Genomic DNA, 12,646 nt, shown 5'->3' with positions numbered 1-12,646 from the left:
GCTATTAGGCGGCAGGAGCGGCTGAGGGATCTTCTAAAATTTTGAAATCCCGGATTAGCAGCTGGATGCTCGATTTATTAATTTGAGGAGTAAAGGCAATGCGTAATTTGAGGTTCTTTTTGCGAAGCTGGGCGCTATGGGCCGCTTTTCCTAAAGCGACTCCTTCCAAAACCCGATCTCCTTGCTCTAAATATAATTTAAGATGAGTTTTACCGACAATTTTCGGCGGCCATGTCTGCCAGGCATCGCAATAAAGAATCGGCTGGGGATTTTCATTTCCGTAAGGCTCCAATAGCTTGGCCGATTCCATAAAGTCAAACGTGAGTTCGCTGAATTTGATTTCGGCATCCAAGGCAAGCTTGCTCATCACGTCCGAATCTTTGAGCTTCTGGTTGGCCGCTTCAATAAAATGCGCTTTAAACTGTTCAATATGTTCTTCTTTGACTGTCAAGCCAGCTGCAAAATCATGCCCCCCAAAATTAATCAAGATGTCGGAGCATTGCTTTAAAGTCGGCAATAAAGGAAATTCTCGAATAGAACGGACAGATCCTTTACCGATACCTTTGTCAATGGCAATCATCACAGTCGGTCGATTATATTGTTTGGAAATGCGGGTAGAAATAATGGCAATCACTCCAGGGTGCCATTTATCGGAAACCATGACGATGGCTTTGTTATTCAAGATGGCCGGATATTCTTGAATCGTCGTGTCAACGTCCAAAGACATCGTCCGCTCGATCTTTTGTCTTTCAATGTTATTTAAATCCAGCTCCAACGCCATTTTTTCAGCTAAATCGGCATTCTTGACCAACAGCATCTGAACGCCTTTGCGTGGATCGTCAATTCGGCCCAAGCTATTTAAGCGGGGAGCGATTTTGGAGGCAATTGTAAAAGTCGTCAAGTCATTGAGGTCCACATCGCAAATAGAAAACAGCTTCGAAAGCCCCATGCGTCTGCCTTTGCGTAGCTGGCGCAAGCCGTAGCGGACTAAAATGCGGTTTTCTGTATCCAGCAAAGAGCCCATGTCCGAAATCGTGCCCAGAGCGACAAGATCCAAGTAGCGCTTTAAATCGATCTTTTTTGGCGGAATTTTTCCCTCCGCCGTCAATTGATTGGTGATTCCATGGGCAAGCTTGAAGGCGACTCCGACTCCTGTCAGATCGCGATTTGGATAGGGGTTATTTAGCAGCTTGGGATTGAGCGTTGCAATGCAATGGGGGATTTTATCCGTCGGCTCGTGATGATCTGTAATGATGACGTCCACGTTTTGGGCAGCGACTTTGGCTATCTCTACGGCTGCCGTAATCCCACAGTCCACCGTAATGAGGAGCTTGCAATTATTCATTAAGGCATATTCCAACGCCTCGACAATCAAGCTTTGGCGCAAAGTTCCCCGATTGGAGACGTAAAAGAAAACATTCGCTCCTAAATCCTGTAAAAATTCCGTCAACAATGTCGTGCCGGTCATTCCATCGACATCATTGTCTCCATAAATTAAGATGTTTTCCCCATTTTTAATGGCATGGCAAACGCGCTCCACAGCTTGTGGCATCTCAGCCATTAAGAAAGGGTCATGCAATTCAGGAAGCTTGGCGTACAGATAGTCATGAATTTGCTGAAAAGACTGAAAGCCCCGTGAGACAAGAATTTGTGCGATAACAGGATGAATCTTAAATTCTTTGATGATGCTTTCCTTTAATTCATTGTCCGTTTTAGGGTAAACCCATATGGGTTCCTCTTGGCCATAGGCAGGGGAATGCATCAAATTCTAACTCCGTTTCTCTAAAAAAAATCATGTGTTTATTAGTCGTAAGGATTGTCTTGCCAGGTAGGCATTTACCTAAGCCGCCTTCCGTCATTAAATCTCGCTTGAAAATTAAAATCTCACTAGGGTTGTGGTAGATGATTAATGGATTTGTTACCATTTTATGATTCATAGGCTCAAAGTCAAGCTAAATGATTGACTTTATCCATCTTGTTGATTAAAAAAGCCTAATTTGATGAATCTATTTCATTAGAATAAATAATTAAGCTTGAAGTTTTTGTATCAATTAATAGAGTTTGAAAATAGTTTTTCATCTAATCTTTATTTTAATGATGCGGAGCAGAAGAGACTGTCATCGAAGTCATAATGTCCAGATTCGAGTTCATTCTTAGAGGGAAGCTCCGTGAAGAAAATTATCTCAAATATAAATTATTAAGGTTTAATATCCCCTCTAAGTATTTAAATCGATTTTAGCGATTTAAAGAATTTTAAATGAGGGGAGAAGGCTGCGGGAGTCGAAGGCCTGGCTTAGCGATTTTGGGGCAGAGGTGCTAAAAATTTCAAGCTTTATTGAATAAGGTCTTATTTGCGGCTAGTTTTTTCTTGCATTTTTAAATAAGTCAGCTTAATAATTTAGGTTCTCGGTAATGTTTTTTGATGAAATTTGGAAAAAAAGAACAATTTATTATCGAAGGTTGCAAACAATAAACTAGTTTGAGGTTTTATTATGTCGCAAGATACCAAACAAGAATTTGGTAAATGGCGGGCGTTTTTTTGGCCTGTGCATGGCTATGAGCTAAAAAAACTCCTTCCAATGTTTTTTATGTTCTTCTGTATTTCTTTCAACTATACAATCTTGAGGGATACAAAGGATACCTTAATCGTTACAGCTGCCGGTGCGGAGGCTATTCCATTTTTAAAGTCATTTGGAGTTGTTCCAGCCGCGATTATCTTTATGATCATATATGCCAAGCTGAGTAACGTATTGAGCAGAGAAAATCTTTTCTATGTGACTCTTTTGCCTTTCATTATCTTCTTTGGCTTATTTGCGTTTGTCATGTATCCAGCCAGAGAACTCTTGCTGCCGACAGAATCGGCCAACGCTTTGCGCGCTTATCTGCCAGGCGGATGGACAGGACTGGCTGCTGCCTATCATAACTGGATGTATTCTATTTTTTACATTCTAGCTGAACTCTGGGGAAGTGTTGTCTTATCTCTGCTTTTCTGGGGATTTGCCAACCAAATTACACGCGTGACAGAAGCTAAGCGTTTTTATAGCTTATTCGGCTTGGGTGCTAATTTAGCTCTCTTGGTTTCCGGTCCAGCTATCGTTTACGTTTCTGATATCCGTAAAAAATTGCCAGCTGATGTCGATGCATGGCAGATTTCCCTTAACTATTTAATGGGAATGGTTGTTATTGCTGGGATTGCCATTTTGGCCATTTACTGGTGGATCAACCGCAATATCTTGACAGATCCGCGTTTTTATGATCCAAATCAAGAAAGAGCGCCAGGCAAGAAGAAGAAAGCGAAGATGTCTTTGGGCGAAAGCTTCAAGTTTCTCTTTACCTCTAAATATATCCTTTGCCTAGCGATTTTGGTTATCGCTTACGGTATTTCGATCAACCTCGTGGAAATTACTTGGAAGAGCCAAGTTAAACTTCAGTACCCCAACCCCAACGACTATAGTACGTTTATGGGATGGTTCTCTACAATGACTGGTGCTGTAACGATTTTAATGATGCTGTTTGTTGGTGGTAACGTCATTCGCCGTAAGGGATGGGGCTTTGCTGCTCTCATTACGCCTGTTGTCTTGTTAATCACCGGTATTGCCTTCTTCTCATTTGTTATTTTTAAACAACACTTGCTAGGCTATATCGCAGCTTTAGGAACAACTCCTCTCTTCTTAGCTGTTATCTTTGGTGCGGCTCAAAATATTATGAGTAAGTCTTCTAAATACTCCTTATTTGATCCAACAAAAGAGATGGCTTATATTCCATTGGATGAAGATTCCAAGGTAAAAGGAAAAGCGGCTGTTGACGTTGTCGGTGCACGCTTAGGAAAATCTGGTGGTTCGATTATTCAAATGGGTCTATTGGCATTTGGTACATTGGCCACGATTACGCCTTATATCGGGGCTATCCTCATGGTGATCATTGCCGCTTGGATTGTTGCTGCTCGTTCATTGAATAAGCAATTTACCAAGTTGACAGCTGATCAAAGCGCTGCTGCAGCGAATACAGATAAAACTTCTACAGCTACAACAGCTAGCTAATAGAAGACGATTCATCATTCGATGAATTGAATAATAGCCCTCATCCTTCTTAAGGATGGGGGCTTTTTTTTGATTTATGATCAGTTATGGAAATAGAAATGTGTATTAGCTCTAGTTGATTCCTTGTGGAACACGATTCAAGCTTAAGAAGCGGTCTCTAAAGGAAGGGTAAAATGGAAGGTGGATCCTTTGCCGACCTCGCTCTCCGCCCAGATGTTGCCTTTATGCTCATGAATGATGCGTTTGGCGATAGCTAAGCCAAGCCCCGTGCTGGTTTCTCCGCCAGTGGTTTTAGCGCTCGTTTTAGTAAAAGGATTGAAAAGATTTTCCATTTCTTTTTGAGGAATACCCACGCCTTGGTCCTGGATGGTCACTAAAACTTTTTCATTGACTCTGGCTAAAGAAATAGTGATATGGGTCTGAGGACGAGAATATTTAATGGCATTGTTAATAAGGTTGTTGAGGACTTGCTCAATTTTTTCTGGATCGCAACAAATAGACGGAATATGAGGCGATTCTTGTTTGAAAGAAATGTCGATTTGTTTTTGCTCCGCTTTTATGGCATTTAAAGCAATGCCTTCTTTAATCAGCTCGTCCAAATTAGTTTGAACCAAATTAAGCTTAACCATGCCGGATTCAATGGCTGCCAAGTCGAGCAAATCATTGATAAGGACAAGAATGGAATGGCTGGACTTCTGAATGCGATTGAGTAGTTTAATGACATCTGGATTGCCCAAGTCGGTTAATTTTTCCAACAGAATATCGCTATAAGCTTGAATGGCTGTCAATGGATTGCGCAAGTCATGAGCCGCCATTCCTAAGAAGAGATTTTTCTGATTATTTAATACCTGCAATTCTTCATTTTTGCGTTCGATATCTTGGTTAATCTGTGCCAGCTTGCGATAGGCTTGTTCTAATTCCCTATTTTTTTGCATGGCATTGGCATAGGTGGAGAGAAGCAAGTCGGTAATCTGAGCTTGATTGACTTTTAAGAGGTGATGCTGCCCATGAAAGGAGAATTCTAAAGCTAGATTTTCTTCCGCTGTTTTTCGCAATTTTCGGTTTTCCATGACATCGCTAATCGTATTGAGGAGAAGCTCTGTTGTGCAAGGCTTTGTCAGAAAGCTATCGGCTCCGCATTCGATCCCTTTGATGACATCCATGGAATCTGACAGATTGGTCAAGATAATAACGGGCAGTTTGGAGAATTGGGGATGGTTTTTGGCGTAGCGGCAGAATTCAAAACCATCCATTCTAGGCATTTCTATATCACTAATAATCAAATCCGGCATATGAACCTTTAACATTTCGATGGCCTCGATTCCATCTTTTGCCAGGTTGACATGAAAGCCATGCTTTTCCAAAGTTTCTTTAAGCAGCATCGCTTGCGTCAGACTGTCTTCGACTAATAATAAATCTGTAGAAGGCTGAAAAGAGGGCGTTGCTTTTGTAAAATTCATAATTTCTCCTTCTCTGACCTAGAAGTATGGACCAAATATTCAATTGTGCTGGCCATTCGCTCCAAAGGAACTTTGTTTTTGGATGCCCCGATTTCAAAAGCGGCCCTTGGCATGCTATACATAATGCAGCTGTCGGGATCTTGAATCAAGGTATAAGCGCCTTTTTGTTTCATCATAAGTAATCCTTCGGCTCCGTCGTTTCCCATTCCCGTTAAAACAACCCCAAGCGCATTGGGGCCATAAACTGTGGCGATAGAACTAAAGAGGCGGCTTACAGCAGGGCATAGCTCTCGATTTTTTCCTTTGATAAGGGCAATTTCGTTTTTCCGGCTTAGCTGCATATGGAAGCCATCGGAGGCAATATAAACATGCCCAGGAAGAGCCATTTCCTTATTTTGCGCTAGTTGGACTTTTAATTGAGTGGATTTTTGCAGCCAGTTCGCAAATCCCAAGGCAAATCCATTAGAGATGTGTTGAACAATAAAAATGGGAACAGGGAATGTGCCCGGCAATTCAGAAAGAATCATCTCAATAGCGGATGGCCCTCCCAAAGACGCTCCAATGGCGACGGCTTCGATGGCTGCATTGACTTTTTCAGCAACTGATCCTATTTGCTTTAAAGGAGCGGCTTTTGAATAACGGGTAATGAGCTTGACTCCAGACGCCGTCTTTATGGTATCTATCAAAGATTTGGCCACTTCTTCGTAATGGGGATCCCCTAATCCTACGGGACGCGGCAGGATGGCTAAAGCGCCGGCTTCTATTGCATGAAAGCTGGCTTGAACATTGTCTGGCGAATAAATTCCGCTTACAATGACGACGGGAATAGGCCTGGATTGCATGATGCGGCGCGTGGTCTCAAATCCATCAAGATTAGGCATGGCTATGTCCATGGTGATGACATCTGGGGTAATTGTTTGCAGCATTTGCAAGGCTTTTTCTCCATCTGTAGCATATCCGATGACTTTTATAGAAGGATCGGATTCTATGATATGTCGAAGAAACTCGCGTGCCACAGGCGAATCATCTACAATGAGGACTTTAATTTGATGTTCAGGCATAGCATTCTTTCTCTAATAGCCGGATAATGATGTCATCTATTCCGGATTATTCATATGCGCCATTTTATATTGCTGAGTCAAGGCTTTAAGAGATGATCCGACAGAATTTAAAGAAATCACTGCCGACTCGATTTGCCTCATATGCTCGACATGCTGGCTACTGGCTTCGTTTATATTTGACATGGCGATATTGACTTGGTCGACGCCTACTAGCTGCTGCTGGCTTGAAATGGCGATTTGCTTGGCAGCTTGCGCGACCATATTGATGCTGTTCAGCAAGGTGTTGATCGCTTCTGCTGTTTGGGCGGATTGATCGACGCCCTTGGCCACCGCCTTGGACCCTTGTTCAGTGGCCATGACGGCTGAGCTTGTATCATTTTGGACATCATTGAGAATGGAGCGTACTTGAACAGTTGCATTCTTGGACTGTTCGGCAAGGTTGCGGATCTCTAAAGCGACAACGCCAAAGCTTTTTCCTTGTTCGCCCGCTCTGGCAGCTTCGATGGCGGCATTGACGGCAAGCAGGTTCGATTGCTCCGCCAAGTCGTTCACGGTGTCGATAATCTCCCCGATAGCCAAATTATGCTCGCTGAGCTTCATGATGCTTTCTGAAATCGTGCGCATCTTTTCTTGAATCTCGTGCATGTCGTTGATTGTGCTATTGACGGATTGTTCGCTGGATTTTACGATTTTCAAGGTGTCTTCGGCATAATTTAGCACGCCTTGTGCCTTTTTAGAAGCGATGTGGGCGGTTTGTTTGAGCTCTTCAGAAGTCGTGGTTGTTTCCGTCACTGCCGAAGCCGTCTCGGCTGTATTTGCCGATACTTGCGTAACGGAGGTGACAATCTCGTTAGAGGAATCCGACAACGTCTTGGCTTCCGCTTGGATCTTGCTGATCATGCGGCGCAGCTTGTCAATCATGTCCCGCATGGCCATCCCTAGAATGTCCTTATTTGAGCGGGGAGCCGTATTGACGGTTAGGTCACCGGAGGCAACTGATTCTAAGGCTGCCGCCATCTTATTGGCTGTTGTGACCATATGCTGCATGGCTAATAGAAGCTGGCCGATTTCATCTTGTGATTTTACTGCTATTTGCAAGTCTGTCTCCCCATCGGCGACTTTATTGATGATGCTGATTGCATAGGCAAGCGCATTCAAAATATTTTTAATTAAAATCCAAGCGAATAAGGAGATAAGCAAGATCGCGATCGCCATACTTATGAGAGTAATATCAGTAAACGTCTTAGAAGTAGAAAGCGCATTTTGATAATCAGATGCCGTTTCAGAAGAGTGAGATTGAATCAGCTGCTCAATTTTCTCATTGGCAGGCTCAAAAGTAGAGGAGATGTCTCTGAAAAGCGCATCATGAAGTTGATCCCGTCGAGTCGTCAATAAAGTGCCCAGCTGTTTGAAGGATGATAAGGTATTTTGAAGCATTGTATCGAGCTGTTCGACTTGATCTTTTCGCGAAGAATTTTGCGATGTAGAAGAAGTGCGATATCTTTTCCAATTTTCCTTAATTGCGGATTCTGTTTGATTTAAAGCCTTTTCTCCCTCTTCAATATTCCAGATTTGACTGGTGACTTTAGTCAAATCAATGATGGCAGTATTGATGGCTTTTGTTATTTCATGCAGGCTTGTAATCTCTTCATTCCCCCCTTCGTAAATATTTCTTTGCCCTTCCTCTGCTAAATGATTGCTATACCATCCGAGGATGCCCAATAAGACCAAAGTAGCAAACATGAGGCTAACAAGAATCAACAAGCGTGTTTTAATGGAGTAGTTTGAAAACATCAGTCATCCCTTCTATTTATAACAATTTTAATAGGCATCATGCTGCAATATATTCCGAACTATTCATATGCGCCATTTTGTATTGCTCGGTCAACGCTTTAAGGCTTGTGCCGACAGAATTTAAAGAAATCACTGCCGACTCGATTTGCCTCATATGCTCGACATGCTGGCTACTGGCTTCGTTTATATTTGACATGGCGATATTGACTTGGTCGACGCCTACTAGCTGCTGCTGGCTTGAAATGGCGATTTGCTTGGCAGCTTGCGCGACCATATTGATGCTGTTCAGCAAGGTGTTGATCGCTTCTGCTGTTTGGGCGGATTGATCGACGCCCTTGGCCACCGCCTTGGACCCTTGTTCAGTGGCCATGACGGCTGAGCTTGTATCATTTTGGACATCATTGAGAATGGAGCGTACTTGAACAGTTGCATTCTTGGACTGTTCGGCAAGGTTGCGGATCTCTAAAGCGACAACGCCAAAGCTTTTTCCTTGTTCGCCGGCTCTGGCAGCTTCGATGGCGGCATTGACGGCAAGCAGGTTCGATTGCTCCGCCAAGTCGTTCACGGTGTCGATAATTTCCCCGATAGCCAAATTGTGCTCGCTGAGCTTCATGATGCTTTCTGAAATCGTGCGCATCTTTTCTTGAATCTCGTGCATGTCGTTGATTGTGCTATTGACGGATTGTTCGCTGGATTTTACGATTTTCAAGGTGTCTTCGGCATAATTTAGCACGCCTTGCGCCTTTTCAGAAGCGATGTGGGCGGTTTGTTTGAGCTCTTCAGAAGTCGTGGTTGTTTCCGTCACTGCCGAAGCCGTCTCGGCTGTATTTGCCGATACTTGCGTAACGGAGGTGACAATCTCGTTAGAGGAATCCGACAACGTCTTGGCTTCCGCTTGGATCTTGCTGATCATGCGGCGCAGCTTGTCAATCATGTCCCGCATGGCCATCCCTAGAATATCTTTATTTGAGCGGGGGGCGACATTGACGGTTAAGTCGCCTGAGGCAATTGATTCTAAGGCTGCGGTCATTCTTCTTTGCTTTTCAATCATGTCTTGCATGGCTAAGGCAAGTGTGTCTTTATCTGAACGCGGCTGGACATTGACGGTCAGATCGCCAGCTGCAATAGACTCTAGGGTTGATGTCATTTTATTGGTCGTGGCAACCATATGCTGCATGGCCGATAGGAGCTGGCCGATTTCATCTTGAGATTTTACTTCTATTTGCATAGACGTGTCGCCTTCTGCGACTTTATTAACATTGCTAATTGCATAAGCGAGCATATTCAAGATGTTTTTGATCAAGAACCAAGCAAAAAAGGAAATGAGCAGAATGGCGATAAGCATGCTAAAAAGCGTAATATCGGTAAAAAGTCTAGAGGTGGAAAGGGCATGCTGATAGTCTGTAACGGTCTCTATAAAGTGGGATTTCATCAGCTGCTCGATTTTGTCGGTCACATTCTCAAAAGTTGAAGATTCTACTCTAAGAAAACTTTGGAGCTGGTCTATTCCATTACTTGCTGATAAGGTGCGAAAGCGCTGAATGATAGAGAAAATGCTCTGGATCATAGGCGTGATTTGTTCAATGAGTTCTCGGCGTAAAGGATCCTCCGAAGTCGAAAAATTCCGGTATTTCCCCCAATTTTCTCTAATTATTGCTTCCAATTCATTCAAAGCTTTTTCGCCTTCCTCCATAGTCCATACATGGCTGTAGATTTTGGTTATGTCGATCATGGTTTTGTCAATAGCCTTAGATGTTTTATGCAAGGCAGTCAGTTCTTCATTTCCTCCTTCGTAAATATCTTGCTGGCTTTTTTCTGCTAAATGATTGCCATACCACCCAAGGATGCCTATTCCTATTAGAGTAGCGGACATAAGGCTGACAAGGATCAACAAGCGTGCTTTAATCGTATAATTTGAAAACATTTGTTTTTCCTTCTATTTATAATAATTTTTGAATGATATCTAGCAGGCTCTTCTGGGTAAATCGGCTCTTCTCTAAATAAGCATTCGCTCCGACATTCATCCCTTGTTCCAAATCTTCGGGCGACTCTTTGGCCGAGCAAAGAATAATGGGAATGTTTTTCCCCTTATCAAGTTCGCGTACTTTGGATGTAAGGGTAAAACCATCCATGCGGGGCATTTCCACATCGCTGATAATAAGATCGATATGTTCAATTTTAAAAATAGAAAAAGCTTCCAAACCATCTACAGCGGCTTTAACTTCATAGTCGGCTATTTCTAGAATGTTTTTAAGTAAAAGGCGGGAGGTCATAGAATCTTCCGCTATGAGAATCGTCTTTTTGCCCTTTTTTAATTCTTTTGGAGTACTTTCCATTTTCTTGGCAATGTCTAATTGCACGGCCGATTTGACCAAATCTTGCGGGTTTAAAATGGCGATGACTTGCCCTGACTCGGAAATAGAAGCGCCTAAAACATATTTGAGCTGTTTCAATTGCTTACCTAGGCCTTTGACTAAGATCTCTTGCTCGTAAAGGATTTTATCTACTCCGAAAGCGATTGTTTTTTCGGCTGCTTTGACAATCACGGCATACACCATGCGTTCTTTTTCTCTGCTCTGTTCAGCCGGAAGATCGAGGACCTGGCTTAAAGGCACAAAGGAAATGGGCTTGCCATTTTGATAAAGCACTTCCCGGTTTTCGACAGATTTAATTTCTTCTCGGTTGATTCTGATGACTCGCTTAATATTATGGGAAGGCATGATAAAATCTTGGCCTGCAGTTTTGATCTGCATGCCTCTAAAGGTGGCTAAAGTCAAGGGAAGAACAATGCGGAAACTCGTTCCTTCACCTTGCTTGGATTCAACAGATAAATGGCCTCCTAGTTTATCGACTTTTTCTGATGCAATTCCTAATCCCAACCCTCTTCCCGAAAGCTCTGTAATAATATCTTTAGTCGAAATGCCGGACTGAAAGATCAGCATCAAACTCTCTTGATCTCCCATTGCTGCCGCATCGGATGGGCTTAGAATTCCTTGTCTAATTGCGCTTTCTTTAACTTTGGCGCGATTAATCCCCTGTCCGTCGTCGCTAATGATCAACTCCATGCTATTCCCGCTAGTCTGAGAGGCGCTTACTCTGATTGTGCCGCTCGGAGGCTTATTAACCTTAGCCCTGACAGCCGGAGTTTCAATGCCGTGGTCAATGCTATTTCGGATAATGTGCATTAAAGGATCTTTCATTTCTTCCAGAATTCGCCGATCAATTTCAATGTCTTCTCCTACCACCTCAAAATGGATCTCTTTCTCTTGAGAATGTGAAATATCTCTTACCATACGGGGAAAGACATCCAATAAAGTAGATAAGGGCTGCATCAAGACTTTTCTGGTGTCATCTAGCAAAGTATCAACGATGACGCTGGCTGCACGGTGATCCTGCGCGGACATTTTAATTAAATGAGAGAGATGATTCTTGATAGATTTAATAAACTCTTGCTGCCAGTTAATATAATCCAGAGCTTTTGCAAGCTCTTTATGGATAGCAGGTGACTTATCACTCTTTTTTAAGCGCTCTATTAATGTATGAATATCCGGTTGAACGGTTTTCCATTTTCTATCCGATTGCTTTAAAGTATCTCTCAAAAGGATTAAGTTGTTCATTTGCTGGCGCGAGGCCAGCTTCAGCATGAGCATTTCTTCTATTTCCTGAAAAAGCTTATCCAATTTATTCAAAGAAACGCGGATCGTTTTATCTTGAGCTAATCCACTTGGAGAAAGCGAAGACGTCGGGATAGGGCCGGTTTTGGGCTCGTCCTTAGGAATGGAAGAGGGAATGTCTAGGCTTGGAGCAGGCTGCTGTTCGGCGATAGGGGAGGGAGTGTGAGAGGAAGGCTGCGGTTCAATGGATGCCTGTTCCGAAGCTGCTGCCGCAATTTGATCCAATTGATCGATAAGAGGAAAAATGGCGCTGATTTCTTTGGGTTTATCCGAGGGGGAGTAAGCGACCAATTTGCCTATCAGATCAATGGCCGCATATAAAGGATCAAATACCTCTTTAGAGATAGGAAGACGGCCTTGTTTCCAGGCAGAGAAAATGTTCTCGAGGGATTGGCATATACTTTGGATAGACTGGTAATTGATCGATCGCGCCGCTCCTTTCAGACTGTGCGATTCTCTAAATATCGTTTCTACCTTGGCTTTTCTTTCTTCATTTGATAAATTGCCTTCTAACGCTAATAATCCGTCTGAAATGGCTTTTAGGTGCTCTTCAGCCTCTATCTTGAACATGGCCAGCAGATTGGCCTGAAATTCTGCTTCCCTTTTATCTGTCATTG

The 12,646-nt window shown here is 43.0% G+C and carries 7 protein-coding genes; 1 reads left to right on the top strand and 6 read right to left on the bottom strand.

All coding sequences use genetic code 11. The annotated features are described in order from the left end of the window. Window positions 1-4: 4 nt before the first annotated feature. Window positions 5-1,762: a single-stranded-DNA-specific exonuclease RecJ gene (gene recJ / locus BN3769_RS03010; protein WP_068467404.1), complete on the bottom strand. Its 1,758-nt coding sequence runs from the start codon at window positions 1,760-1,762 to the stop codon at window positions 5-7. Window positions 1,763-2,492: 730 nt separating this feature from the next. Here recJ and BN3769_RS03005 point away from each other — a divergent pair. Further along, entirely contained in the window at window positions 2,493-4,040 is a 1,548-nt protein-coding gene (locus tag BN3769_RS03005; RefSeq protein ID WP_068467402.1) for an NTP/NDP exchange transporter, read from the top strand. Between the two features lie 143 nt (window positions 4,041-4,183). Here the strand turns inward: BN3769_RS03005 and BN3769_RS03000 are convergent, their stop codons facing one another. From BN3769_RS03000 to BN3769_RS02980, 5 genes are read right to left on the bottom strand one after another with little or no spacing between them, the layout of a single operon-like run. Beyond that, entirely contained in the window at window positions 4,184-5,500 is a 1,317-nt protein-coding gene (locus BN3769_RS03000) for a hybrid sensor histidine kinase/response regulator (protein WP_068467400.1), read from the bottom strand. After that, window positions 5,497-6,561: a chemotaxis-specific protein-glutamate methyltransferase CheB gene (gene cheB / locus BN3769_RS02995; protein ID WP_068467398.1), complete on the bottom strand. Its 1,065-nt coding sequence runs from the start codon at window positions 6,559-6,561 to the stop codon at window positions 5,497-5,499. The genes BN3769_RS03000 and cheB overlap by 4 nt, the downstream gene beginning before the upstream one ends. Window positions 6,562-6,597: 36 nt before the next feature. Beyond that, window positions 6,598-8,355 carry a methyl-accepting chemotaxis protein gene (locus tag BN3769_RS02990; RefSeq protein WP_068467397.1) on the bottom strand — a complete coding sequence of 586 codons (1,758 nt, stop codon included), beginning with the start codon at window positions 8,353-8,355 and terminating at the stop codon, window positions 6,598-6,600. 37 nt (window positions 8,356-8,392) lie between these two features. Beyond that, a complete protein-coding gene (locus BN3769_RS02985) occupies window positions 8,393-10,279 on the bottom strand; it encodes a HAMP domain-containing methyl-accepting chemotaxis protein (RefSeq protein WP_068467395.1) in 1,887 nt (628 codons plus the stop codon). A 16-nt stretch (window positions 10,280-10,295) separates the two neighbouring features. Then, window positions 10,296-12,644 (bottom strand): hybrid sensor histidine kinase/response regulator, encoded by a 2,349-nt coding sequence (locus BN3769_RS02980; protein WP_068467393.1) that lies wholly within the window; start codon window positions 12,642-12,644, stop codon window positions 10,296-10,298. Between the last annotated feature and the right edge of the window lie 2 nt (window positions 12,645-12,646).

Source organism: Candidatus Protochlamydia phocaeensis (genome assembly GCF_001545115.1).
GTDB classification, from domain to species: domain Bacteria; phylum Chlamydiota; class Chlamydiia; order Chlamydiales; family Parachlamydiaceae; genus Protochlamydia_A; species Protochlamydia_A phocaeensis.
This window is presented reverse-complemented; position numbering and strand designations above follow the sequence as displayed.

Excerpts from the sequence above, each read along its gene's own strand:
- recJ (WP_068467404.1), bottom strand. The coding sequence starts at position 1,762 with ATGCATTCCCCTGCCTATGGCCAAGAGGAACCCATATGGGTTTACCCT.
- BN3769_RS03000 (WP_068467400.1), bottom strand. The coding sequence starts at position 5,500 with ATGAATTTTACAAAAGCAACGCCCTCTTTTCAGCCTTCTACAGATTTA.
- BN3769_RS02985 (WP_068467395.1), bottom strand. The coding sequence starts at position 10,279 with ATGTTTTCAAATTATACGATTAAAGCACGCTTGTTGATCCTTGTCAGC.
- cheB (WP_068467398.1), bottom strand. The coding sequence starts at position 6,561 with ATGCCTGAACATCAAATTAAAGTCCTCATTGTAGATGATTCGCCTGTG.
- BN3769_RS02990 (WP_068467397.1), bottom strand. The coding sequence starts at position 8,355 with ATGTTTTCAAACTACTCCATTAAAACACGCTTGTTGATTCTTGTTAGC.
- BN3769_RS02980 (WP_068467393.1), bottom strand. The coding sequence starts at position 12,644 with ATGACAGATAAAAGGGAAGCAGAATTTCAGGCCAATCTGCTGGCCATG.
- BN3769_RS03005 (WP_068467402.1), top strand. The coding sequence starts at position 2,493 with ATGTCGCAAGATACCAAACAAGAATTTGGTAAATGGCGGGCGTTTTTT.